We start from the raw sequence: 23,703 nt of genomic DNA on the forward strand, positions 1-23,703 counted from the left end.
CCGCCATCGCGAGCAAGCTCGCTCCCACAGGGTTCCCTTGTTAGCTGCCAGGACTGTGTTGCAATGACCGCAAAGGAGTTCCACACCCACATGCCCGCTGCGCTTGATTCTCCCAGCGACGAATCGCTGCTGGCCCGCTACCGCAATGGCGACGGGGCTTCTTTCGAAGCCTTGTACGCCCGCCATCGGCAAGGGCTTTACCGTTTCCTGGTGTCTTTGAGCAACAAGGCCGAACTGGCCGAGGAAGTCTTCCAGGACACCTGGCTCAGCCTGATTCGCAGCACCACCCAGCCACAAGGCCGGGCGACTTTTCGTACCTGGTTGTTCCAGATTGCCCGCAACCGTTTGATCGACCACTGGCGCAAACATGGCGTCCACAACCCGTTGCACGACAGTTATGACGAGCAGATGCACGTCCAGCCCGACGACACCAGCGGCCCCGAGCAACAGCTGAGCCTGAGCCGCGACCAGGCGCGTCTCGACGCCGCGTTGCAGGCCTTGCCCGAGCACCAGCGTGAAGTCTTCCTGCTGCGCCTGCACGGCGACCTGGAGCTGCCACAGATTGCCGCCCTGACCGGCGTCCCGCTGGAAACGGTCAAAAGCCGCTTGCGTTACGCCCAGCAGAAATTGCAGCGACTGCTGGCCGAGGAGGTACCCGCATGATCGACCCCAAACACACCCCGGATGCCGACGACGAAAGACTCATCGAGCATTTTCGCCAGCACACCAGCGGCGAGCCGCCGGCCGCCCTGGACGCCTTCATCCTGGCCACTGCCCGTCGCGAAGCCCCGACACCCACGCCAAGCCTGTGGCAACGCTGGCTCCAGGCCTGCCAACGGCCGCGCTGGCAAATGGCATTCGCCACGGTCGCCGGCGTCGCACTGATGATCGGCCTGGTGCTGCGTTCGCCCGTGCCCCACGACGAACTGGCCTCACCCGCCTCGATGGAGTTTTCCGCCGATCGGCAAGCGCCCGCCGCTGCCGCTGCACCCCCACCGGCCATGCCCGCCCCCGCAGCACCGATCACCCGCATGGCGCCCCAGGGCGAACTGGCCCGGGCCCCGGCAAGCCCTGTGCAATCGTTGGCGGAAAAGCCAGCGGCGAAGATGAGCAAATCCGCGCCGGCTGCACTGCCATCGCTGGAGCAAGGCTTGCTGGAGATCCTGCGCTTGCGCGAGGCGGGTGAGAGCAAGGCTGCTGATGAGAAACTGCTGGCGCTGCATAAGCGCTTTCCCGAGGAGGATTTGCCGGCGCGGTTGGAGGCGTTGCAGAAGCGTTGAGGTCGGCGAGTCAACGTCCGTGGCGAGGGAGCTTGCTCCCGCTGGGCTGCGCTGTAGGAGCTGCCGAAGGCTGCGATCTTTTGATCTTTCGCTTGAGATTCAAGCGTCAGGGGAAAGATCGCAGCCTCGCTTCGCTCGGCAGCTCCTACAGGCCGAGCGGGAGCAAGCGTCCTCGCCACAAGGCAGCAAAAACAAGAAAACCCGCACAGGGCGGGTTTTTTGGAGCGCGTAGACTGTCCGGGACAGGTCTAGCTTTCGATATGGTGCACCAGGCGGGATTCGAACCCACGACCCCTGCCTTCGGAGGGCAGTACTCTATCCAGCTGAGCTACTGGTGCAGCGCGGGCGCCATGATACTCATATGCGTGGCGGGCGTCCATGCTGCTGATTTGCCGTCTGTTTTCGGCCTGCTTGGCGACTCATGGCTACGCTGATCAGAAAAAACGGACAAATCCCGCTTTTTCGTTCTTTTTTTCGAACAGCCTATTGTCCTTCACCCCCATCGGCCCTAGGATTCGTTTGAGATTTCAAACGCTCTTGTCTGGGTGCTGAACCGCACGTCTGTGCTTATGTGCGTTATTTCTGTGCTTCAGCCCGGTGAATGATTTCCCTGACGGCAGCCCCCGAGGCGCCTTTCTACAACTCTAATTCGCTCCGCGTGCGCGCGGTGCTGTTAAGGAAAGCCGACATGCAGCTTAAAGACACCCAGTTGTTCCGCCAGCAAGCCTTTATCGATGGCGCTTGGGTCGATGCGGACAATGGTCAGACGATCAAGGTCACCAACCCGGCGACGGGCGAAGTACTGGGCACTGTGCCGAAGATGGGCGCTGCCGAAACCCGTCGTGCGATCGAAGCCGCCGACAAGGCACTGCCGGCCTGGCGTGCGCTGACCGCCAAGGAGCGCGCCAACAAGCTGCGCCGCTGGTACGAATTGCTGATCGAGAACCAGGACGACCTCGGTCGCCTGATGACGATGGAACAAGGCAAGCCGCTGGCCGAAGCCAAGGGCGAAATCGTCTACGCCGCCTCGTTCATCGAATGGTTCGCCGAGGAAGCGAAGCGCATCTACGGTGACGTGATTCCCGGCCACCAGCCTGACAAGCGCCTGATCGTGATCAAGCAGCCGATCGGCGTGACCGCGGCCATTACCCCGTGGAACTTCCCGGCCGCGATGATCACCCGCAAGGCCGGCCCGGCCCTGGCCGCCGGTTGCACGATGGTCATCAAGCCGGCTTCGCAAACCCCGTTCTCGGCCCTGGCCCTGGTGGAACTGGCGCACCGTGCCGGCATTCCGCAAGGCGTGCTGAGCGTGGTCACCGGCAGCGCCGGCGACATCGGCGGCGAGCTGACCAGCAACCCGATCGTGCGCAAGCTGTCCTTCACCGGCTCGACCGAGATCGGTCGCCAGTTGATGGCCGAGTGTGCCAAGGACATCAAGAAAGTCTCCCTGGAGCTGGGCGGCAACGCGCCATTCATCGTGTTCGACGACGCCGACCTGGATAAGGCCGTCGAAGGCGCGATCATTTCCAAGTACCGCAACAACGGCCAGACCTGCGTCTGCGCCAACCGCCTGTACATTCAGGATTCGGTGTACGACGCGTTCGCCGAAAAACTCAAGGCGGCGGTGGCCAAGCTCAAGATCGGCAACGGCCTGGAAGACGGCACTACCACCGGCCCGTTGATCGATGGCAAGGCAGTCGCCAAGGTACAGGAACACATCGCCGACGCGGTCAGCAAAGGCGCGACCGTTCTGTCGGGTGGCAAGGCGATGGAAGGCAACTTCTTCGAGCCGACCATCCTGACCAACGTACCGAACAACGCCGCCGTGGCGAAAGAAGAAACCTTCGGCCCGCTGGCGCCGCTGTTCCGCTTCAAAGACGAAGCCGAAGTGATCGCGATGTCCAACGACACCGAGTTCGGCCTGGCCTCGTACTTCTATGCCCGCGACCTGGGCCGTGTGTTCCGTGTGGCCGAAGCCCTGGAATACGGCATGGTCGGCGTCAACACCGGGTTGATTTCCAACGAAGTCGCGCCGTTCGGCGGCATCAAGGCCTCGGGCCTGGGCCGTGAAGGCTCCAAGTACGGCATCGAGGATTACCTGGAAATCAAATACCTCTGCCTGGGTATCTGATCCGCTTCAAGCGCAAGGGGCACGAGAGCGCTGTCCCCTTGCGCGTTTCACCCGTTCTGTTTCTTGTGGCCGGAACGCTGCGGCAGTCGATCATCGCATGCTGTCGCAGTTGCCTCCCCGCCATGTATTCCTTGGACCACGCCGACCGATGAGCGGCGAATGAGGACTGTAATGAGCAAGACTAACGCTGACTTGATGGCCCGCCGCACCGCCGCTGTTCCCCGTGGCGTCGGCCAGATTCACCCGATTTTTGCCGAATCGGCGAAGAACGCCACGGTAACCGACGTTGAAGGTCGTGAGTTCATCGACTTCGCCGGCGGCATCGCCGTGCTGAACACCGGCCACGTGCACCCGAAAATCATCGCTGCCGTGACCGCACAGCTGAACAAGCTGACCCACACCTGCTTCCAGGTCCTGGCCTACGAGCCGTACGTGGAACTGTGCGAAAAAATCAACGCCAAGGTCCCGGGTGATTTCGCCAAGAAAACCCTGCTGGTCACCACCGGTTCCGAAGCCGTGGAAAACGCCGTGAAGATCGCCCGCGCCGCCACTGGCCGTGCCGGTGTGATCGCATTCACCGGCGCCTACCACGGTCGCACCATGATGACCCTGGGCCTGACCGGTAAAGTCGTGCCGTACTCGGCCGGCATGGGCCTGATGCCCGGTGGCATCTTCCGCGCGCTGTACCCGAACGAACTGCACGGCGTGAGCATTGACGATTCCATAGCCAGCATCGAGCGCATCTTCAAGAACGACGCCGAACCGCGTGACATTGCTGCAATCATCATCGAGCCAGTACAGGGCGAGGGTGGTTTCTATGTGGCGCCGAAAGAATTCATGAAGCGCCTGCGCGCCCTGTGCGACCAGCACGGCATCCTGCTGATCGCTGACGAAGTGCAGACCGGTGCCGGCCGTACCGGTACCTTCTTTGCCATGGAGCAGATGGGCGTTGCCGCCGACCTGACCACTTTTGCCAAATCCATCGCTGGCGGCTTCCCGTTGGCCGGTGTGTGCGGCAAGGCCGAATACATGGACGCCATCGCACCGGGTGGCCTGGGCGGCACCTATGCCGGTAGCCCGATCGCCTGTGCGGCGGCGCTGGCGGTGATGGAGGTGTTCGAAGAAGAGCGCCTGCTGGATCGCTGCAAGGCCGTGGGCGAGCGTCTGGTGAGTGGCCTGAAGGCTATCCAGGAGAAATACCCGGTCATTGGGGAAGTGCGTGCCCTGGGCGCGATGATCGCCGTGGAGCTGTTCGAAAATGGCGACACTCATAAGCCGAACGCTGCGGCGGTGGCCCAGGTTGTCGCCAAGGCTCGTGACAAAGGCCTGATCCTGCTGTCCTGCGGCACCTACGGCAACGTTCTGCGGGTGCTGGTGCCGCTGACTTCGCCGGACGAGCAGTTGGACAAAGGCTTGGCGATCATCGAAGAGTGCTTCTCCGAGCTCTGAGCCCGGGTTGTGCACTGATCCACAAAAACCCGCCTTTTGGCGGGTTTTTTCATGCTTGCGCACTTGTCCGGTGAATTTTGAGCTGTCTGGAACGGCTGCCAGCGTCTAAGGTGCAAGTATGGCAAGGGAGCATGCTGCATGACTGCTGTGGATTTACCCGCTGTACCGCGTGTGTTGATCGCTGAGGCCGATCCGGCGTCCCGTGAGCTGCTCGAACAGGTGTTGTCGGGTGTGCGCTGCGATGCGCGGGTGGACACATGCGGGGAGGGCAGGCAGGCGTTGGATTTGCTGGCCAGCCACCCCTATGACCTAGTGATCGCCGATTGGGAGCTGCCGGGGGTCGATGGCCTGGCGATCCTGCGTGGCCTTCGCCAGCAGCATCGCACCCCGCCGTTGCCGTTCATCCTGATGAGCCGACGCAACGACAGCGCCAGTGTGCGCGAGGTCCTGCCGCTGGCGCCGACCGCGTATTTGACCAAGCCCTTGAATCGGGAAAACCTGACCCAGCGTTTGCAGGGGTTGTTAGTGGGCGGCGGTGAGGAAACTTCCAACGATGCGCCGGTCCCGGGGCCGGGGCTGACTTTGCCCACCTTTCTGGAACGTCGGCGTGACCTGTCCGAGGGCGCGGCCTTGATGACCGATGTACAAGTGGCGATCAAGCGCAGCCTCAACCCTGGCGGCCTGGATCTGAAACTGCTCGAAGAAGAACTCCGCACCGACCCGCAAATCACTGCGGTGCTGATCGCTGCGGCCAACAGCGCCGCCCAGCACCAGGGCGGCGGTCCGGTGCAGACCGTGGCCCAGGCGCTGCACCAGCTCGGCACCGGGCAAAGCATGAACCTGATCCTCGGCCTGACCCTCAAGCGCTGCGCCCGGCTCAGCATCCCGTGCCTGGCGGACTATGCCGAGCGCTACTGGGAGCTGTCGCTGCACACGGCCGAATACGCCCGGACGATGGCGCGGCTACTGGACCTGGAGCCGGAGCGCTGTTACTGCGCCGGGTTGTTGCATCGCCTGGGCGACCTGGCGTTGCTGCGCTGCCTGGAAGAATGGAAACAGGCCGGTGGCGATCTGGATGAACCGGAGGAAGTCGGTGACTCGCTGGACAAGTTCGGCGCCGGTTTCGGCTCGGCACTGCGTGCCCGCTGGCGCCTGCCATTGGAGCTGCGAGAGTTGATCGCGGCGGTCTACAGCCTGGGGGGCGGGGTGTATTCCCGTGAAGCCTTGGTGATGAACATGGCCGCGCAGATGGCGCATCTGCCGGCCCATGAAGGCCTTGAAGAGCTGGCCCGTGGCCGCACCGCGCGGTTGCTGAAGATCGGCTTGCCGGAGTTGACACGGTTGCGCCGCAAGTAGCACCACCCTCTACCCTGTGGGAGCGAGCTTGCTCGCGATGGCATCAGTCCAGACAACTTAGAGCTTGTGGCGAGGGAGCTTGCTCCCGCTGGCCTGCGCTGTAGGAGCTGCCGAAGGCTGCGATCTTTTGATCTTTTGATCTTTTAATCTTTCGCTTGAGACTCAAGTGTCTGGAGAAAGATCGCAGCCTCGCTTCGCTCGACAGCTCCTACAGGCCGAGCGGGAGCAAGCTCTCTCGCCACGGGGAATTGGCGATGGCCGAAATTTGGCTTCCATCTTGGAAACACTGTGGGAGCGAGCTTGCTCGCTCCCACAGGTGCAGTGACTGGATTCAATTGCGCTGAGATTGGCGTCAAGCCGCGATGATGCGGTTCTTCCCCTTGCGCTTGGCCTCGTACATGGCCGCGTCGGCGCGGGCGAACAGGCTGTCCAGGGACTGGTCCTCGGGGGTAATGGCGGTGAGGCCCTGGCTGACGGTAATGCCGAAGGTCTGCTCGCCACAGCGGAACATCAGGCGTTGGATTTCCCGTTGCAACCGCTCGGCCACTTGCAAGGCCATGTCGGGGGCACAGCCGGGGAATACCGCCGCGAACTCTTCGCCACCGATCCGCCCGAACAGGTCACCGCGCCGCAGCACGGACCGGCCACTTTCGGCGATCTTCTGCAACACGGTATCGCCTTCCTGATGGCCGTAGGTGTCGTTGATCACCTTGAAATCATCGATGTCCAGCAACAGGAACGCCATGGGCGTCCCTTGCAGCCGTGCCTGCTCGAATTCGCGGTTGGCGCATTCGAAAAAGTGTCGGCGATTGCTGCTCTGGGTCAGCACATCGGTGGTCGCCAGTCGCTGCAGTTCACTTTCCAGCAGCTTCTTTTCGGTGATGTCCTCGGCGATGCCGACCACGATCACCGGTTGCCCAGGCTCGGCCTGACGGTTGATGAAGCACTTGTCGCTCAGCCAGCGAACCTGGCCGTCACCGGCGATGATGCGGTACTCACGGTCCTCGACTGCGCCCTTGACCAGGACTTCGGCCAGGCTGCGTTCGGCGTACTCCAAGTCGTCGGGGTAGATTGCGTCGCGCCACTCGTTGTAGTCGGCCAGGACCAGGCCGGCGGGGCGGCCGAAGATTCGCTCGTAGGCAGGGCTGACATACAGCACTTGCCGGGTTTCCCAGTTGAATGCCCAAAGCACGGCATTGACGCTGACCAGCAACGAGCTGAACAACTGTTCACGCTCGCTCAGGCGCGCCACTTCACCCTGGGCATGCATCAGCGCCATGAGCGTCTGGGCCGCTTCGGGCCAATGAGGTAGGGAGTAATCCTGTAGGTTCTTGTCGACCATCGGCACAAATCTCAAAGAGCGTGCACTGCTGTGGGTTCGCACGCACTTTTCTCCAAAGCCCGCCTGGATGGCGAAGTGCTCTTTGAGATAGGGGATTTGGGGCGAAGTTCCTTTTCAGGCGACGAAGGGCGGGGGATTTAGCGAGTCGAATACTGAGGGGGATACCTGTGGCGAGGGAGCTTGCTCCCGCTGGGCCCGTAGGAGCTGTCGAGCGGAGCGAGGCTGCGATCTTTCCGCTGACGCTTGAATCTCAAGCGAAAGATCAAAAGATCAAAAGATCAAAAGATCGCAGCCTTCGGCAGCTCCTACAGGCCCAGCGGGAGCAAGCTCCCTCGCCACACAGAAGCCTTCTCCCCATGGCGTTGCCTGGTCAGGCCGTGGCAGGCCGTAGCGAGTAGGTCTTGAGCTGATCGGCAAAGTCGCGCAGGGACTGGATGCCGCTGGCCTCGGCTTCGCTGACCCATTCCTTGATGGCGGCGAGCATGTCGTGGCCGTTGCTGCTGGTCTTGACCCAGATCTGCTGCAGGGCCAGGCGTTTCTCGTAGATCACCTTCAGCGCCTGGCTGTGTTCGAGCATGTTCTGGATGCGCAGGTGGTGACGATCGTCCAGCAGGCTGGTCTCCCGCGACAGCAGGCGCTTGGCCCGGTGGAACTGGTGACGCACCGAGTGATCGACCTTTTCCAGTTCCTGCTTGACCAGCGGCGCGATGACGAGCCGGCGGTACTGCGCCATGATCTGGAAACGGTTGTTGAGGATCGCCATGGCCGTGTCCATGTCCAGGTGGCCCTTGCCTTCGACCCGGTGGGCGATCGGCGCAACCCGCTGGACCTTGGCCAGGCGCAGGAAACTGAAGACCTTGATCCAGGCCCAGCCCAGGTCGAATTCCCATTTGCGGACCGACAGCTTGGCCGAGTTGGGGTAGGTGTGGTGGTTGTTGTGCAGTTCTTCGCCGCCGATCAGGATGCCCCAGGGCACCAGGTTGGTCGCCGCGTCGCGGCATTCGAAGTTGCGGTAGCCCACGGCATGGCCCAGGCCATTGACCACGCCGGCGGCCCAGACGGGGATCCACATCATCTGGATGGCCCAGATGGTGATGCCAATGGTGCCGAACAGCAGCAGGTCGATGACGCCCATGATCGCCACGCCCAGCAGCGGGAAACGGCTGTAGAGGTTGCGCTCGATCCAGTCGTCGGGGCAGTTCTTGCCGTAGATGCGCAGGGTTTCCGGATTTTCCGCTTCGGCGCGATACAGCTCGGCGCCTTTGCGCAGCACTGTGGACAAGCCTTTGATGACCGGGCTGTGGGGATCATCCTCGGTTTCGCATTTTGCGTGGTGCTTGCGGTGGATGGCGGTCCACTCGCGGGTGTTCTGCGCCGTGGTCAGCCACAGCCAGAAACGGAAGAAATGTTTGAGACCGGCGTTGAGCTCCAGGGAGCGATGCGCCGAATAACGGTGCAGGTAGACCGTGACGGCAATGATCGTGACGTGGGTCATCAGCAGGGTGACTGCCACCAGTGACCAGGCCGACAAGCCAAGAAAACCTTCGTACCACATAGGCTGTAGGGCCCTCGATAAAGATAGAAACCGCCGTTGCATTATCACCAGCCCCACAGATAAAACCAGTCGGCCTTTCAGATAAGAGTGGCTGAATGTTTCTTCCTCTATAATCCCCACCTCTTTGTAGGGACATGGATGGCCGAATGCCTGCCTATCAACGCAGTGCCATGCGCGTAGCGCTGCTTTACCTCGTGCTGTCAGTCGTCTGGCTGCAGCTGATTGGTTATTTATTGAGCAGTTTCTTCGATCAATTCGCCGACAGGCAGCGCTGGCTCCTGATCAACGGTTATGCCTGGATCCTGCTTAGCGCCGGGCTGATCTTCCTGGCCCGGGCGCGGATCTCGCGGTTTTTCGCCAAGGGTGAGCACGGTGCCGATCGCGAGCGCCTGCGCCAAGCCGCGGCCGTGTTCGATTGCACCCGCGAAGGGGTGTTGGTAACGGACCGCAACGGCTTGATCGTGCATGTGAACCGGGCGTTCATGGCGATCACCGGTTATGCCCGGGACGAAGTGCTCGGCCAGCGCCCCAACTTGTTCAAGTCTGGCCGGCATGGGCCGGAGTTCTATCGCGACATGTTTGCCGCCCTGGCCAGCCTGGGCGAGTGGAGCGGTGAAATCTGGAATCGGCGCAAAAGTGGTGAGATCTACCCGCAATGGCAGACGATCCGCGTTATTCACGACGACAGCGGCCAAGCCAGCCATTATGTCGCGGTGTTTTCGGACATCAGCGCCATCAAGGATTCCGAGCATGAACTGGCCTACCTGGCCCATCACGACCCGCTGACAGGCCTGCCCAACCGCTTGTTGTTCTCCGACCGCGCCGAGCAGGCCCTGGCGTCGGCGCAGTTGCACAAGCGTGGCTGTGCCCTGCTGCTGGTGGACCTGGATCATTTCAAGAACATCAATGACAGCCTGGGCCATAACGTCGGCGATGAATTGCTCAAAGGCGTGGCCGAGCGGTTTCGTGGACTGTTCGCGCCGGGTGTTACCCTGGCCCGGCTGGGGGGCGACGAATTTGCGCTGCTGATGGAAAACTGCTCCCAGCCCGGCCAGGCAGCGGCGTTGGCCCAGCGTATCCTCGATGCACTGAAAGAACCGCTGCGGTTCGATGAGCACGCGTTGTTCATCAACGCCAGCGTCGGCATCAGCCTGTTTCCCGGCGATGCGCTGAACGCCGGGCAGTTGTTGCGCAATGCCGATTCGGCGTTGTTCAAGGCCAAGAGCGCCGGACGCGACGGCTACGCCTTGTACACCGAAGAGCTCACCGCCCACGCTCAACAACGGGTCGAGATCGCCTTCGAGCTACGCCACGCGCTCCAGCAGCAGGAGTTGCGCGTGCATTACCAGCCGGTACACGACCTGGCGACCAGCCGTCTGATCGGTGTCGAGGCGCTGGTGCGTTGGGAGCATCCCACGCGGGGGCTGGTGTCGCCGGCCGAGTTCATTCCCATCGCCGAGCGTACCGGGCTGATTGCCCAGGTCGATGCCTGGGTCATGGACCAGGCCTGTCGGCAGATGTGTCGCTGGCAACAGGCGGGGGTGGTGTTGTCGTTCGTTGCTGTCAACGTCTCGAGTCGGTTGTTTGCCCGTCGCGAGTTGTACGAGCAGGTCGCCCAGGTGTTGCACGACACGGGCCTGGATCCGGCCTACCTGGAGCTGGAAGTGACGGAAAGCGCGGTGATGGAGGACCCGGAAGTGGCGCTGGAGCAGATGCATCGCCTGCGGGAGTTGGGCGTGCGGCTGGCCATTGATGATTTCGGCACGGGTTATTCGTCGCTGCTGCGGCTCAAGCGCTTGCCGGTGCAAAAGCTCAAGATCGACCAGGGGTTTGTCGCGGGGCTGCCCTGGGATGAGGACGATGCGGCGATCGTCCGGGTGATCATTGCCCTGGCCCATAGCATGGGAATGCAGGTGCATGCCGAGGGCATCGAACAGCGTGAGCAGGCGGCGTTTTTGCTTGGGCAGGCGTGTGAGTTGGGGCAGGGTTACTGGTTTGGTCGGCCGATGGTGGCGGCGCAGTTGGATTGGGATCGGGCGCCGGTCATTGCTTGATCGTCAGTGGTGTTGATGTTGACCGAGTACATATCCATTGCTGCGGTAACGGCGGCTTAGGGTTCCGCCCTGACGGCGGGTCACTTTTGAAGAGCGCAAAAGTAACCAAAACGCTCCTGCCCCACCACTCGGTGCCTCGCTTAGGCTCGGCATGCCCGAACGCAGGCATTGCTCCGTGGGCCCGCCGCGAAGGGCCATCCATGGCCCAGCGCGGCTATCCCGGCATCCATGCCGGGATGCCCACTCCACAATGCCTGCGTTCGGCCATCGTGGTTAACGGGGCGCCCGAGATCAACGTCCACCGCGAGGCGGCCTGGTAGCCGACCTGGTTCTGGATGATCACGGTTCTCCTGTGGGAGCGAGCCTGCTCGCGAAGGCGTCAGTTCAGCTTGCATTGTTGTTGCCTGACACTCCGCCATCGCGAGCAAGCTCGCTCCCACAATGGATGGGCATTGAATTTGAGATTTGGTTCGACACAGGACCCCTGTGGAAGCGCAATGCTGTTCACTTAAGGCAATCGACAAATCCGTGGCGAGGGAGCTTGCTCCCGCTGGGCCGCGAAGCGGCCCCAAAACCTGCCAATTGCGGCGTATCAGACACACCGCACCCGCCGGTTTACGACTGCTTCGCAGCCGAGCGGGAGCAAGCTCCCTCGCCACAGGGTCATCATTTTTCTTAAGTGAACGGCATTACCTGTGGGAGCGAGCCTGCTCGCGATGGCGTCGGCTCAGCCTGCATCAATGCAAGCGCTACCCCTTGGCTCCAGGCACCGCCATCTCCTTGGTTTCCAAATGATCCAACGCCCGCTCAACCAACAACTGCACCCCATCGGCCATGCGGCTGATCGCCAGGGCGATGCAGCGGCGTGAGTCGTCCACGTCATCGGCCAGGTCGGCGGCGATGGTGCTGATGGAGAGCAGGTCTTCGGAGGCGTTGGCGAGCAGGGTTTCGGTGTCGATGTGGGGGGACACGATGAAGAGTTGGTTTTTGTCGGGTTCGGGCGGTGAGGCGGGCTTGGGCTTGAGGTAGTAGTCGAGGGCGCGGTTGGTGGCGGCATCGAGCTTTTTTTCTTCCTGCGTTTGGACGCGGGATTTGTGACCGCTTTGTGGCGGATTCGGTGAATGCTTGACCATATTTTATGTACCAGAGTTGGGGTCGACATCCTTTCGCTTGCATTCGAAGAGGTGGCAACTGTACGTAGGTGTGCAAGACCGGTCCGGTACCGCCGGCAGACCCGAAGGCCTCCCACGCACAATTGCCATAACGGAGGCGAGCATAAAAAAATGCTCGGTCAATAGCCATAACCAATTGCGTACCAATCCGGACTTGCACGTCCGTGTCACCGTTTTTTTGCGATGACGAACAGAGGTTAGCGGCGCTCGGAAACGCTGCCTAGTTCATGAACAGCCCCGCGTCTTGAAGGAAATCTCCGAGGATTTGGCAGGTAAAAAGCCCCCAATCACCCCTGCCGTAGGACCTCGATCACTTTCTGTTATTTTGGTTATATAAAAATTCTTAAATAGTCTTTTTAAGAATATCTCGCTTTATCTAGTATTGCTCCACGCCGCAAGCAGTGCCGCCCACTGCCAGGCATTCATTCAAAGGAGCAGCAGCATGAGCGCATCTCTACGTAGCGTTGACGGCCAGGACGAAGCAACCATCTTGCGCGAGATCCAGAGCGCGTTGCGCGATCTACGCTTTGGGGCAGTGGAAATCACCGTGCACAACGCCCAGGTGGTCCAGATCGAACGCAAGGAAAAATTCCGGCTGCAACAACCCAGTCATAAGCCGTCTTGAAAACAGAAGATCGTCCGAACGCGGCCCGAGCCTTCGGTAGCTCCTACAGGGGAGTTTGACGTAGGAGCTGCCGAAGGCTGCGATCTTTTCCACAAGTGATTCGATATTCAGAAGCCATAAGAAACCAGAATTCCAGGAGCTTTCACCATGTCGTCCATTCGTCGTTACGCCCTGGCCGCGCTGGCCAGTGCTGTTTTTGCAGGTTCCGCCGTCGCCAAGGATTACGAGCTGCTCAACGTGTCCTACGACCCGACCCGCGAGCTTTATCAGGATTACAACGCCGAATTCGTCAACTTCTGGAAGAAAGCACACCCGGACGACAGCGTGAAGATCCAGCAGTCCCACGGTGGTTCGGGCAAGCAAGGCCGGGCGGTGATCGACGGTCTGCGCGCTGATGTGGTGACCCTGGCCCTGGCCGGTGACATCGACGAAATCGCCAAATTGGGCAAGTCCCTGCCGGCGGACTGGCAAACCCGCCTGCCGGACGCCAGCACGCCTTATACGTCCACCATCGTGTTCCTGGTGCGCAAGGGCAACCCCAAGGGCATCAAGGATTGGAACGACCTGATCAAGAACGACGTCTCGGTCATCACCCCGAACCCGAAGACCTCCGGCGGTGCGCGCTGGAACTTCCTCGCCGCCTGGGCCTATGGCCTGAAAGCCAACGGGGGTGACGAAGCCAAGGCCAAGGAATACGTGCAGGCGCTGTTCAAGCACGTGCCGATCCTCGACACCGGCGCCCGTGGCTCGACCATTACCTTCGTCAACAACGGTCAGGGTGACGTGTTGCTGGCCTGGGAAAACGAGGCGTTCCTGGCGCTGAAAGAAGATGGCGGTGCGGACAAGTTCGACATCGTCGTGCCGTCGCTGTCGATCCTCGCCGAACCGCCCGTGGCGGTGGTGGACAAGAACGCCGAGAAGAAGGGTAATGCCGAGATCGCCGAGGCGTACCTCAAGCACCTGTACAGCCCGGCCGGCCAGGAAATCGCCGCGAAGAACTACTATCGCCCACGTGACAAGGACGTGGCCGCCAAGTACGCCCGGCAGTTCCCGAAGGTGGAGTTGGTGACCATCGACAAGGACTTCGGCGGCTGGAAAACTGCCCAGCCGAAATTCTTCAACGATGGCGGCGTGTTCGACCAGATCTATCAGGCGCAGTAAGCTGGCCGTAAACGCCGTCATCAACTCCTGCCGGGCTCAACCCTGTAGGAGCTGACGAGTGCAACGAGGCTGCGATCTTTCGACTGCCAATTGAATCGAGAGTGAAAGATCAGGATCAAAAGATCGCAGGCTTCGCCAGCTCTACAGAACACAGCAGGAGCAAGCTTCCTCGCCACACAACCAAGGACCTTTATGTCGCGTCGCATATCCCCCGTCATACCCGGCTTCGGGCTGACGCTGGGCTACACCCTGGTGTACCTCAGCCTGATTGTGCTCATCCCCCTGGCGGCGATGTTCGTGCATGCCGCCCAACTCACCTGGGAACAGTTCTGGGCGATCATCTCGGCGCCGCGGGTGCTGGCGGCCTTGAAGCTCAGTTTCGGCACCGCGCTGTACGCCGCGATCATCAACGGCGTGATCGGCACGCTGCTGGCTTGGGTGCTGGTGCGCTACACCTTCCCGGGGCGCAAAATCATCGACGCGATGATCGACCTGCCGTTCGCCCTGCCCACCGCCGTGGCCGGTATCGCGCTGACGGCGTTGTATGCGCCGACCGGCCTGGTTGGTCAATTCGCCACCGACCTGGGCTTCAAGATCGCCTACACCCCGCTGGGCATCACCCTGGCGCTGACCTTCGTGACGCTGCCGTTCGTGGTGCGCACGGTGCAGCCGGTGCTGGCCGATATTCCCCGTGAAGTCGAAGAAGCGGCCGCTTGCCTGGGTGCCAAGCCGTGGCAGGTGTTCCGCCATATCCTCGTGCCAGCGCTGTTGCCGGCCTGGTTGACCGGCTTCGCCCTGGCTTTTGCCCGTGGCGTGGGCGAGTACGGCTCGGTGATTTTCATCGCCGGCAACATGCCGATGAAAACCGAGATCCTGCCGCTGCTGATCATGGTCAAGCTCGACCAATACGACTACACCGGCGCCACCTCCATCGGCGTGCTGATGCTGGTGGTTTCCTTTGTCCTGTTGCTGCTGATCAACTTGCTGCAGCGGCGCATCGAAACCCCATAAGGAGGCGCGAACATGTCCCAATCGTCTATTTCCGCAGCCTCCACCAACGCCGCCCGTCGCGGCAGTGCGACGTCGCGGCGCGTGCTGATCGGTCTCGGCTGGCTGATCTTTGCGTTGTTTTTGCTGTTGCCGCTGTTCATCGTGGTGTCCCAAGGGCTGAAGCTCGGGCTGGGGGCGTTCTTCACCGCGATCTTTGAACCCGACGCACTGTCGGCGTTGAAGCTCACGGTGATTGCCGTGCTGATCTCGGTGCCGCTGAACCTGGTGTTCGGCGTCAGTGCCGCGTGGTGCGTGAGCAAGTATTCGTTCCGTGGCAAGAGCATGCTGGTGACGCTGATCGACCTGCCGTTCTCGGTGTCACCGGTGATCGCGGGCCTGGTCTACGTGCTGATGTTCGGCGCCCAGGGCCTGTTCGGGCCGTGGCTGTCGGATCACGACATCCAGATCGTGTTTGCGCTGCCGGGCATTGTCCTGGCGACCATCTTCGTCACCGTGCCGTTCGTGGCCCGTGAGCTGATCCCGCTGATGCAGGAACAAGGCACCCAGGAAGAAGAGGCCGCGCGCCTGCTGGGCGCCAATGGCTGGCAGATGTTCTGGCATGTCACCGTGCCGAACATCAAGTGGGGCCTGATCTATGGCGTGGTGCTGTGTACCGCCCGGGCCATGGGTGAGTTTGGCGCGGTGTCGGTGGTATCCGGGCACATTCGCGGGGTGACCAACACCCTGCCGCTGCACGTCGAGATCCTCTACAACGAATACAACCACGTGGCCGCGTTCGCTGTGGCGAGCCTGTTGCTGATCCTGGCGCTCTTCATCCTGCTGCTCAAGCAGTGGAGCGAAAACCGAATCAACCGCCTGCGCGCCAGCGCCGCGGAGGAATAAGTCATGTCGATCGAAGTCCGTAACGTCAGCAAGAATTTCAACGCGTTCAGGGCCCTGGACGAGATCAGCCTGGACATCCAGAGCGGCGAGCTGGTGGCGCTGCTGGGGCCGTCGGGTTGCGGCAAGACCACCTTGCTACGGATCATCGCTGGTCTCGAGACCCCGGACCAGGGCAGCATCGTGTTCCATGGCGAGGACGTGTCCGGCCACGACGTGCGGGATCGCAACGTCGGTTTCGTGTTCCAGCACTACGCCTTGTTCCGCCACATGACCGTGTTCGACAACGTCGCCTTCGGCCTGCGCATGAAGCCGAAGAACCAGCGCCCGAACGAAAGCCAGATCGCGACCAAGGTCCACGAACTGCTGAACATGGTGCAACTGGACTGGCTCGCCGACCGCTACCCCGAGCAGCTGTCCGGCGGCCAACGCCAGCGTATCGCCCTGGCCCGCGCCCTGGCGGTGGAGCCCAAGGTATTGCTGCTGGACGAGCCGTTCGGCGCCCTCGACGCCAAGGTCCGCAAGGAACTGCGCCGCTGGCTGGCGCGGCTGCACGAGGACATCAACCTGACTTCGGTGTTCGTGACCCACGATCAGGAAGAGGCCATGGAAGTCGCCGACCGCATCGTGGTGATGAACAAGGGCGTGATCGAGCAGATCGGCTCGCCGGGCGATGTCTATGAAAACCCGGCCAGCGACTTTGTGTACCACTTCCTCGGCGACTCGAACCGCCTGCACTTGGGGGAGGATCGGCATGTGCTGTTCCGCCCTCACGAAGTTTCGCTGTCGCGCTCGGAGCTGGAAGACCACCACGCCGCCGAGGTGCGCGACATCCGCCCACTGGGCGCTACCACTCGGGTGACCCTGAAGGTGGAAGGCCAGAGCGAGCTGATCGAAGCCGAAGTGGTAAAGGACCATGACAGCCTGGTGGGCCTGGCGAAGGGCGAGACGCTGTTCTTCAAACCGAAGGTCTGGCAGAAGGTCGCCAACCTTTAAAAGCCAAAAGCATTGCGAGCAGGCTCGCTCCCACAGTGGAACTTCAGTGAACACACTATTTGTGTACCTATGGAGATCCATGTGGAGCGAGCTTGCTCGCGAAAGCGGTGGGTCAGTTGACGGTGATGTTGATTGTGCCGACGCCATCGCGAGCAAGCTCGCTCCCACAGAGGATGGCGTAGTTGTTTTCAGGCCGCCGAACGCTGGTTGCGCAGGGCCACGGGGCCGGCGCGTTCTTCGATGGCGTGCTTCAGTTCGCCGCGCAGCCCCAGCAGGAAACCCGCCTCCACCACCACAAACAACGGCCCGACAATCAGCCCGCTGAGGTCATCGACGAACGCCGGCTTGCGACCTTCGTAATAGTGGCCGACGAACTGGATCACCCAGCCCACCACGAACATTCCCAGGCCACTGCCCAGCCATACCCAAGTGCTTTGTGCGGCAAGCACCTGGCCCAGCCAGACCGCCAGGCCCAGCAGCACCGTCATCAACACCCCCAGGCGCAACTCCAGGCGCAGATAGAACCAGGCACTGGCCACCGCCGCCAGCAACGCCGGCGACACCAGCACCGCGCCCACTGGCCAGCCGGGCCGTGACAGCAGCACCGCGACGGCGACGAAAATCAGCGGGATCCCAATGAAGTGGCTGGCAATGTTGCGCGGGTCGCGGTGATAAGCGGCGTATTGACTGAGATGATCGACGAGGCTTTTCATTGTTGTTCCTCCTGAGGTGATGCCTGCATGATGCCCGGGTACCACACGGCGTTCTGTCAGTTAGCCGACACTTGTCCCGGAGTTTCCATGAATTCGCATCCCTGGCACTCGCACCTGATGGCCGGCCACTGGTACAGCCATCTGCCGGCTGAGTTACAGAATAGTCTGCTGGGCATGTCGCGGGTGCGCCATCTGCCGCCGGGCCACCGGCTGTTCCAGCGCGGCGATCCACCCTGCGGGTTGTATGCCGTGCTGGAAGGCGCGGTGCGCGTCGGTGCGGTGAACGAACAGGGCAAGGAGGCGTTGCTGAGCGTGGTGGAGGCGCCTCACTGGTTCGGTGAAATCTGCCTGTTCGATGGCCAGCCGCGGACCCATGATGCGGTCGTGGTGGGGCAATGCACGCTGCTGCACGTGCCCCAGGCGCCGTTGCTGGCCTTCCTGCAGGAGCAACCGATCCATTGGCGGCATCTCGCCTTGTTGATGAGCCACAAACTGCGCCTGACGTTCATCAACCTCGAACACCTGAGCCTGATGCCCGCCCCGGCCCGCCTGGCCCATCGCCTGCTGATGATTGCCGAAGGCTACGGCGAAATCGAACCGGCCCGACGGGTCCTGCAACTGCCCCAGGAGCAACTGGCGCTGATGCTCTCGCTGTCACGCCAGACCACCAACCAGATCCTCAAGGACCTGCAGGCCCAGGGCATTCTGCATTTGGGTTATGGCGAGATCGAAATCGTCGACATCGAGCGGCTGCGGGCCCTGACCACGAACTAAAGCCGACGCGGCATCCGTGGCGAGGGAGCTTGCTCCCGCTGGCCTGCGCAGCAGGCCCCAGCAACCTACAGGCGGATCGCATAGGCCGGTTTTGCGGCTGCTGCGCAGCCGAGCGGGAGCAAGCTCCCTCGCCACAGGGCTTGGGTTGTCTGGGCGAAAGCCATCGCGAGCAAGCTCGCTCCCACAGGGGGTTGGTGTTGTCGCATATATCGTGTTCATACCGCTCCCAATGTGGGAGCGAGCTTGCTCGCGATAGGGCCAGTGCAATACAAACCCCTAGCGCAACCCATCCCGGAACTGCCCCGGCGTCATCCCGGTCCAGCGTTTGAAGGCGCGGCTGAAGCTGCTGGCGTCGGCAAAACCCAGCAGGTAACTGACTTCGCTCAGCGAACATTGCGGATCGCGCAGGTGCAGCAGCGCGAGATTCTCCCGGCATTCATTGAGCAGGGCGTCGAAGCGGCAGCCTTCGTCGGCCAGGTGCCGTTGCAGGCTGCGCAGGCTCAGGTGCATGGCCTGGGCGATGCGTTCGGCGCTGGGTTCGCCTTCGGGCAGTTGCGCCTCGATGGCGGCGCGGACCTTGCGCTCCCAGGTCAGTGGCTTGAGCTGGGCGAGGGTGCGTTCGAGCACCGTTTCGTTGTGCTCGGCCAGTTCCGGGTTGGCGTCGTCCAGGTGGCTGTCGAAGTCGCTGAGGTTGAATTCCAGGCAATCCTGCGCGGCGCCGAAATGCACCGGCGAGCGGAACACCTTGTGCCATGGACTGGCGTCCGTCGGTTCCGGTCGTCGCAGGTACACCGCCAGCGGTGCGTAATCGCGCCCGAGGCGGTTGCGGCAGGTGCGCACGTAAATCGCCGCAAACGCATCAATCGCTTCGAAGGCCGGGGCTGGGTGGCCTGCCGGTACATCGAGGCTGAAACGGTAGCGGTCTTCGCCCCGGGTCAATTGCAGGGTCAGCGCATCGCTGACCACCGGGTGATAGCGCACGATCCGCTCGAACACTTCCCGCAGGCTGCCGCTGGCCACCAAGGCATAACCCAGTGCGTGAAACGTGGTGGGGCTGACGAAGCGCGACACCCGCAGACCGATGGCCGGGTCGCCGCTGGCCTGCACGGCCAATGCCCACAGGCGCGTGGTGGCCGAGAGCGGGTAGCGGGCGTTCGGGTCGTCCATCCATTGCGGGTCGAGGCCGGCCTCGACGCACAGGGCATGGCTGTCCAGGCCCAGCGCATCGAGCTGTTTGCGCAGGGCGCGGGTCCAACTGGCGAGGGAGGTCGGTTCCGTCATGACGATTGGCGCTTGCGGTCAACAGGTTGGCGTTTACGGCTACCACCCCGTGGGGCAACGCCCGGCAGGATGAGCACATCTCCAACAGAGGATGTAAGCCATGCACGGCACTTGCGCAAGCCCCGAGCGATTGAATGCACAACAGCGATCGGCCCATATTCGCCAGGTGGTCCTCGCCCGGGGCGAGGAATTGCGCCAGCGTTATCCGATCCTGCGTCATCAGGATGCGCTGGGCGCGGGCATCCTGGCGTTCGCCCTGGCGGGGATGATCGGTTCGGCGCTGCTCTACATCAACGGTGACCTCGCTGGCTGGGCGTGCCTGTTGCTCAACGCGTTTTTCGCGTCCCTGACCCATGAGCTGGAACACGACCTGATCCACAGCATGTATTTTCGCAAGCAGCGCCTGCCCCACAACCTGATGATGGGCCTGGTCTGGCTGGCGCGGCCGAGCACCATCAACCCATGGATCCGCCGCCACCTGCACCTCAATCATCACAAGGTGTCCGGGAGCGAGGCCGACATGGAGGAGCGGGCCATCACCAACGGCGAACCTTGGGGGCTGGCGCGGTTGCTGATGGTCGGCGACAACGTGATGTCGGCTTTCATTCGTCTGCTGCGGGCCAAGACTTGGGCACACAAGCGCAGCATCCTCAAGCGCACGCTGAAGGTGTATTTCCCCCTGGCGTTGTTGCACTGGGGCGCCTGGTATGTGTTTCTCGGTTTCCACGGGGCCAACGGTGTCGCCAGCCTGCTGGGCACTTCAATTGACTGGTCGGCCAGTACGCTGGCGACGATGCAGGTGATCGACATCGCGGCGGTGGTGATCATCGGTCCGAACGTGTTGCGCACCTTTTGCCTGCATTTCGTCAGCTCGAACATGCATTACTACGGCGACATCGAGCCGGGCAATGTCATCCAGCAGACCCAGGTGCTCAACCCTTGGTGGTTGTGGCCGTTGCAGGCGTTCTGCTTCAACTTCGGCAGCAGCCATGGCATTCATCATTTCGTGGTGAAGGAACCGTTCTACATTCGCCAACTGACGGTGCCGGTGGCCCACCAAGTGATGCGGGAGATGGGGGTGCGGTTCAATGATTTCGGTACGTTTGGGCGGGCGAATCGGTTTGTGCGGGAGGAAGCTCCCGCCGGGCCTGCTGGAGCTGTGTAGGAGCTGTGTAGGAGCTGACGAGTGCAACGAGGCTGCGATCTTTCCCCAGACACTTGAATCTCAAGCGAAAGATCAAGATCAAGATCAAAAGATCGCAGGCTTCGCCAGCTCCTACAGAGCCCAGCGGGAGCAAGCTCCCTCGCCACAATGGTATGCGTTAAGACCGGGAACAGGTCAGAACTGGTAACTCACCGTCGCCGCCACATTGCGTTCTTCGCCCATGTAGCAATAGCTCAGGCTGGCGCACGAGGCGACGTAGGTTTCGTTGGTCAGGTTGTTCGCGTTCAGGCGCACGTCCACACCTTTCAAGCCGACCTTGCCCAGGTCATACCCCACCGAGGCGTCGAACAAGGTGTAGGACGGCACCTTCATGGTGTTCTCCGCATCGGCCCAGCTGTAGCCGACATAACGCACGCCGCCGCCCAGGCGCAGGCCATCGAGTGTGCCGCTGTCGAACTTGTAGTCAGCCCAGACCGAGGCCATGTGGCGCGGAGCCTGGGTCGGTGAGTTGCCTTTGTTTTCGATGACGTCGGTGGGCGTGCTGAGGGTGCTGACCATCGACTTCGAATATTCGATGTCGGTGAAGGTGTAGCTGCCCAGCACTTTGAGTTGTTCGGTCAACTGCAGGTGCGCTTCCAGTTCCAGGCCCTGCGAGCGGACGGCACCGACGGCCCGGTAGAAGTTTTCCTGGGGCAATTTGGTCGCGAGGTTTTCCTGGTCGATGCGGAACAGCGAGGCGGTGTACAAGTCATCCGTGCCCGGCGGCTGGTACTTCAGGCCCAGTTCCCATTGCTTGCCATCGGTGGGCGCCAGTGGATTGCCGGCGCTGTCGGCGTAGGAGTTCGGGTTGAACGACTCGGAGTAGCTGATGTACGGCGCCAGGCCGTTGTCGAACAGATACAGCGCGCCGGCGCGGCCAGTGAGCTTGGTGCGTTTGTCGTTGATCTCGGTGCCCTCCGGGCGACCGGACTCAGCGATGCGGTTCTCATCCGAGGTTTGGACCCAGTCCTGGCGCAGACCGAGGGAGAAACGCCACTTGTCCATTTCGATCAGGTCTTGCAGGTAGACACCGGTCTGCTCCAGGCGCCGCAGGTAGCTGGTGGGGCTGAAGTAGGTGATGGCCGAGTTGCCATAGACCGGGTCGAAGGCGTTGATCGGAGCCAGGCTGCCGCTGGTCCAGTCGACCACGGTTTTGCGCCGCTGGTAGTCGGCCCCCATCAGCACGGTGTGCTGGGTCGCGCCGGTAAAGAATTCAGCCTGCAGCATGTTGTCGACGATGAAAGCGTGGAGCTTTTCTTCGGCGCCGGTGTAGTAGCGGTTCAGCTCGTTGCTGGTGGGCGTGGTCCAGTCGTAGGCATAGACCTGATCGTTGGTGACGTCGGAGTCCAGGTAGCGGAAGTTCTGCCGGGCGGTGAAGACATCGTTGAAGCGGTGTTCGAACTGGTAGCCGAACGACTGTTGGTCGCGTTCGTAACCGTCGACGCCCGGCTCGCCTTCGAAGAAATTCTCTGAAATCCGTCGGCCGTTGCGTTGGTGCAAGGTGCCGGCGGCCGGCATGCCACCGTGGTAGCCGCCGTCGGGGTCATGCTGCAGGTAGGCCTGGAGCGTCAGCGAGGTGTCTTCGCTGAAGTCGATGTTTACTGTCGGCGCGAGGGCGAAGCGCTTTTCCTTGTTGTGATCGAACTGGGTGTCGGAGGTATCCGCCAGACCGATCAGGCGATAGGTGATGCGTTTGTCGTCATCCACCGGGCCGCTGAAATCGAAGCCCATGCCGCGTTGGCCCTGGGTGCCGACCGTGGCCTGGATCTGGTGATAGGCCTCGTACAGCGGCTTTTTGCTGGTCAGCGCCACCAGGCCGCCGGGCGAACTGCGACCGTAGAGCACCGACGACGGGCCTTTGAGGATATCGACCCGCTCCAGGAAGTACGGATCGACCTGGATGGAGCTGTAAGTGCCGCTGTCGCCCATGGACTTGAGGCCGTCGAGGTAGATGTTATCCACCGAGCCGTCGTTGAAGCCGCGCATCGCCACGTAGTCATAGCGGTGGGTGGCGCCGTAGGGGTTGGTCAGTACACCGGGGGTGTAGCGCATGGCCTGGGAGACGGTTTGCGCGCCCTGGTCGTCCATTTGCTCGCGGGTGACCACCGACACGCTCTGGGAGGTTTCTCGCAGGGCGGTACTGGTCTTGGTGGCGACCTGGCTGTGGGTGGCGTTGTAGCCTTCCATGCTGCCCAACGCGTTACCCAGGGCGAAGCCCTTGATGTCGGTGCTCGGCAGTTCCAGTGTGCTGCCAGCGGTCTCGGTTTGCAGCACGTAGCTGCTGCCATCCTGGCTGACGGCAACCAGTCCCGAGCCGCTGAGCAACTGGCTCAGGGCCTGGTCGGGGGAGTACTCGCCCTTGAGCCCCGGAGACTGGACGCCGCCGGTTTGCGCCGGGGTGCTGGCCAGGGTGATCCCGGCCTGGCGGGCGAACTGGTTCAGCACATCGCTCAGCGGGCCGGGAGCGATGTTGTAGCTCTGGCGGCTGGCGGTCACGCCGTTTTGTGCGGCCACTGCGAGCATCGGCACGACGCTGACCCCCAATGCCGTGGAGAACAGCGCGGCATGAATGGCCTGGCGCAACAGGCCCGGTTGCGAAGAGAAGCCGAAGGGGTTCTTGAGAAGTACGCGCTCAGTCATTGTAGGTTCCGTTGGAGTCGCTGAAGGCAGATAAGGGTTGCTTACTGTCCTAGCCGGACGCCGGCCTGAAACCCGCCAAA

19 protein-coding genes and 1 tRNA gene are annotated in these 23,703 nt (G+C 62.1%); 13 read left to right on the forward strand and 7 right to left on the reverse strand.

All coding sequences use genetic code 11. The annotated features are described in order from the left end of the window. The first annotated feature begins 90 nt into the window (after window positions 1-90). Together AD659_RS00070 and AD659_RS00075 are read left to right on the forward strand one after the other, a co-directional pair. Window positions 91-663, forward strand: coding sequence for an RNA polymerase sigma factor (locus AD659_RS00070; RefSeq protein WP_053118163.1), 573 nt, complete (start codon window positions 91-93; stop codon window positions 661-663). Beyond that, a complete protein-coding gene (locus AD659_RS00075; RefSeq protein WP_053117121.1) occupies window positions 660-1,280 on the forward strand; it encodes a hypothetical protein in 621 nt (206 codons plus the stop codon). Before AD659_RS00070 ends, AD659_RS00075 begins: the two co-directional genes overlap by 4 nt. 261 nt (window positions 1,281-1,541) lie before the next feature. On the opposite strand, the gene AD659_RS00080 is transcribed toward AD659_RS00075, so the two are convergent. Continuing rightward, window positions 1,542-1,618 (reverse strand) — tRNA-Arg (locus tag AD659_RS00080). Between the two features lie 350 nt (window positions 1,619-1,968). On the opposite strand from AD659_RS00080, the gene gabD reads away from it, so the two are divergent. The 3 genes from gabD to AD659_RS00095 all read left to right on the forward strand — a co-directional run bounded on the left by gabD (window position 1,969) and on the right by AD659_RS00095 (window position 6,216). Then, window positions 1,969-3,411: an NADP-dependent succinate-semialdehyde dehydrogenase gene (gene gabD, locus AD659_RS00085; RefSeq protein ID WP_053117123.1), complete on the forward strand. Its 1,443-nt coding sequence runs from the start codon at window positions 1,969-1,971 to the stop codon at window positions 3,409-3,411. 171 nt (window positions 3,412-3,582) lie between these two features. After that, entirely contained in the window at window positions 3,583-4,860 is a 1,278-nt protein-coding gene (gene gabT, locus AD659_RS00090; protein ID WP_053117125.1) for a 4-aminobutyrate--2-oxoglutarate transaminase, read from the forward strand. Between the two features lie 138 nt (window positions 4,861-4,998). Beyond that, window positions 4,999-6,216, forward strand: coding sequence for an HDOD domain-containing protein (locus tag AD659_RS00095; protein ID WP_053117127.1), 1,218 nt, complete (start codon window positions 4,999-5,001; stop codon window positions 6,214-6,216). A gap of 352 nt (window positions 6,217-6,568) precedes the next feature. On the opposite strand, the gene AD659_RS00100 is transcribed toward AD659_RS00095, so the two are convergent. Both AD659_RS00100 and desA read right to left on the reverse strand, forming a co-directional pair. Next, window positions 6,569-7,558 carry a GGDEF domain-containing protein gene (locus tag AD659_RS00100; RefSeq protein WP_053117129.1) on the reverse strand — a complete coding sequence of 330 codons (990 nt, stop codon included), beginning with the start codon at window positions 7,556-7,558 and terminating at the stop codon, window positions 6,569-6,571. Between the two features lie 370 nt (window positions 7,559-7,928). Beyond that, a complete protein-coding gene (gene desA, locus AD659_RS00105) occupies window positions 7,929-9,113 on the reverse strand; it encodes a delta-9 fatty acid desaturase DesA (RefSeq protein ID WP_053117130.1) in 1,185 nt (394 codons plus the stop codon). A gap of 146 nt (window positions 9,114-9,259) precedes the next feature. Here desA and dibA point away from each other — a divergent pair, with 146 nt between their 5' ends. Then, window positions 9,260-11,167, forward strand: coding sequence for a phosphodiesterase DibA (gene dibA / locus AD659_RS00110; protein ID WP_053117133.1), 1,908 nt, complete (start codon window positions 9,260-9,262; stop codon window positions 11,165-11,167). 749 nt (window positions 11,168-11,916) lie between these two features. Here the strand turns inward: dibA and AD659_RS00120 are convergent. Beyond that, the gene (locus tag AD659_RS00120) at window positions 11,917-12,300 is read right to left on the reverse strand and encodes a DUF6124 family protein (protein ID WP_053117137.1); all 384 of its coding nucleotides are present in this window, start codon (window positions 12,298-12,300) and stop codon (window positions 11,917-11,919) included. A 481-nt stretch (window positions 12,301-12,781) separates the two neighbouring features. Between AD659_RS00120 and oscA the strand changes: the two genes are divergently transcribed. The 5 genes from oscA (at window position 12,782) to AD659_RS00145 (ending at window position 17,011) form a co-directional block, all read left to right on the forward strand. Then, on the forward strand, window positions 12,782-12,964 hold the full coding sequence (gene oscA, locus AD659_RS00125) for a sulfur starvation response protein OscA (protein ID WP_003186967.1): 183 nt from the start codon (window positions 12,782-12,784) through the stop codon (window positions 12,962-12,964). Window positions 12,965-13,111: 147 nt separating this feature from the next. Beyond that, window positions 13,112-14,125 carry a sulfate ABC transporter substrate-binding protein gene (locus AD659_RS00130; RefSeq protein ID WP_053117138.1) on the forward strand — a complete coding sequence of 338 codons (1,014 nt, stop codon included), beginning with the start codon at window positions 13,112-13,114 and terminating at the stop codon, window positions 14,123-14,125. A 192-nt stretch (window positions 14,126-14,317) separates the two neighbouring features. After that, entirely contained in the window at window positions 14,318-15,136 is an 819-nt protein-coding gene (cysT, locus tag AD659_RS00135) for a sulfate ABC transporter permease subunit CysT (protein WP_013692011.1), read from the forward strand. Window positions 15,137-15,148: 12 nt separating this feature from the next. Then, entirely contained in the window at window positions 15,149-16,018 is an 870-nt protein-coding gene (gene cysW / locus AD659_RS00140) for a sulfate ABC transporter permease subunit CysW (RefSeq protein ID WP_024618577.1), read from the forward strand. 3 nt (window positions 16,019-16,021) lie between these two features. Then, entirely contained in the window at window positions 16,022-17,011 is a 990-nt protein-coding gene (locus AD659_RS00145) for a sulfate/molybdate ABC transporter ATP-binding protein (protein ID WP_003196507.1), read from the forward strand. Between the two features lie 188 nt (window positions 17,012-17,199). On the opposite strand, the gene AD659_RS00150 is transcribed toward AD659_RS00145, so the two are convergent. After that, window positions 17,200-17,724, reverse strand: coding sequence for an Mpo1 family 2-hydroxy fatty acid dioxygenase (locus AD659_RS00150; RefSeq protein WP_053117140.1), 525 nt, complete (start codon window positions 17,722-17,724; stop codon window positions 17,200-17,202). Window positions 17,725-17,811: 87 nt separating this feature from the next. Here AD659_RS00150 and AD659_RS00155 point away from each other — a divergent pair, with 87 nt between their 5' ends. Further along, on the forward strand, window positions 17,812-18,498 hold the full coding sequence (locus AD659_RS00155) for a Crp/Fnr family transcriptional regulator (RefSeq protein WP_053117142.1): 687 nt from the start codon (window positions 17,812-17,814) through the stop codon (window positions 18,496-18,498). A 276-nt stretch (window positions 18,499-18,774) separates the two neighbouring features. On the opposite strand, the gene AD659_RS00160 is transcribed toward AD659_RS00155, so the two are convergent. Beyond that, window positions 18,775-19,779 (reverse strand): AraC family transcriptional regulator, encoded by a 1,005-nt coding sequence (locus tag AD659_RS00160; RefSeq protein ID WP_053117144.1) that lies wholly within the window; start codon window positions 19,777-19,779, stop codon window positions 18,775-18,777. 100 nt (window positions 19,780-19,879) lie between these two features. On the opposite strand from AD659_RS00160, the gene AD659_RS00165 reads away from it, so the two are divergent. Continuing rightward, window positions 19,880-20,944, forward strand: coding sequence for a fatty acid desaturase (locus tag AD659_RS00165; RefSeq protein ID WP_053117146.1), 1,065 nt, complete (start codon window positions 19,880-19,882; stop codon window positions 20,942-20,944). Window positions 20,945-21,118: 174 nt separating this feature from the next. Here AD659_RS00165 and AD659_RS00170 read toward each other — a convergent pair whose 3' ends face one another. After that, entirely contained in the window at window positions 21,119-23,623 is a 2,505-nt protein-coding gene (locus AD659_RS00170; protein WP_053117148.1) for a TonB-dependent siderophore receptor, read from the reverse strand. Window positions 23,624-23,703: the final 80 nt, after the last annotated feature.

Origin of the sequence: Pseudomonas thivervalensis, from assembly GCF_001269655.1 — a bacterium.
GTDB lineage: Bacteria > Pseudomonadota > Gammaproteobacteria > Pseudomonadales > Pseudomonadaceae > Aquipseudomonas > Aquipseudomonas thivervalensis.

Excerpts from the sequence above, each read along its gene's own strand:
- AD659_RS00120 (WP_053117137.1), bottom strand. The coding sequence starts at position 12,300 with ATGGTCAAGCATTCACCGAATCCGCCACAAAGCGGTCACAAATCCCGC.
- cysW (WP_024618577.1), top strand. The coding sequence starts at position 15,149 with ATGTCCCAATCGTCTATTTCCGCAGCCTCCACCAACGCCGCCCGTCGC.
- AD659_RS00150 (WP_053117140.1), bottom strand. The coding sequence starts at position 17,724 with ATGAAAAGCCTCGTCGATCATCTCAGTCAATACGCCGCTTATCACCGC.
- oscA (WP_003186967.1), top strand. The coding sequence starts at position 12,782 with ATGAGCGCATCTCTACGTAGCGTTGACGGCCAGGACGAAGCAACCATC.
- AD659_RS00100 (WP_053117129.1), bottom strand. The coding sequence starts at position 7,558 with ATGGTCGACAAGAACCTACAGGATTACTCCCTACCTCATTGGCCCGAA.
- AD659_RS00070 (WP_053118163.1), top strand. The coding sequence starts at position 91 with ATGCCCGCTGCGCTTGATTCTCCCAGCGACGAATCGCTGCTGGCCCGC.
- AD659_RS00160 (WP_053117144.1), bottom strand. The coding sequence starts at position 19,779 with ATGACGGAACCGACCTCCCTCGCCAGTTGGACCCGCGCCCTGCGCAAA.
- AD659_RS00095 (WP_053117127.1), top strand. The coding sequence starts at position 4,999 with ATGACTGCTGTGGATTTACCCGCTGTACCGCGTGTGTTGATCGCTGAG.
- AD659_RS00165 (WP_053117146.1), top strand. The coding sequence starts at position 19,880 with ATGCACGGCACTTGCGCAAGCCCCGAGCGATTGAATGCACAACAGCGA.
- AD659_RS00170 (WP_053117148.1), bottom strand. The coding sequence starts at position 23,623 with ATGACTGAGCGCGTACTTCTCAAGAACCCCTTCGGCTTCTCTTCGCAA.
- AD659_RS00075 (WP_053117121.1), top strand. The coding sequence starts at position 660 with ATGATCGACCCCAAACACACCCCGGATGCCGACGACGAAAGACTCATC.
- gabT (WP_053117125.1), top strand. The coding sequence starts at position 3,583 with ATGAGCAAGACTAACGCTGACTTGATGGCCCGCCGCACCGCCGCTGTT.
- desA (WP_053117130.1), bottom strand. The coding sequence starts at position 9,113 with ATGTGGTACGAAGGTTTTCTTGGCTTGTCGGCCTGGTCACTGGTGGCA.
- cysT (WP_013692011.1), top strand. The coding sequence starts at position 14,318 with ATGTCGCGTCGCATATCCCCCGTCATACCCGGCTTCGGGCTGACGCTG.
- AD659_RS00130 (WP_053117138.1), top strand. The coding sequence starts at position 13,112 with ATGTCGTCCATTCGTCGTTACGCCCTGGCCGCGCTGGCCAGTGCTGTT.
- dibA (WP_053117133.1), top strand. The coding sequence starts at position 9,260 with ATGCCTGCCTATCAACGCAGTGCCATGCGCGTAGCGCTGCTTTACCTC.
- gabD (WP_053117123.1), top strand. The coding sequence starts at position 1,969 with ATGCAGCTTAAAGACACCCAGTTGTTCCGCCAGCAAGCCTTTATCGAT.
- AD659_RS00145 (WP_003196507.1), top strand. The coding sequence starts at position 16,022 with ATGTCGATCGAAGTCCGTAACGTCAGCAAGAATTTCAACGCGTTCAGG.
- AD659_RS00155 (WP_053117142.1), top strand. The coding sequence starts at position 17,812 with ATGAATTCGCATCCCTGGCACTCGCACCTGATGGCCGGCCACTGGTAC.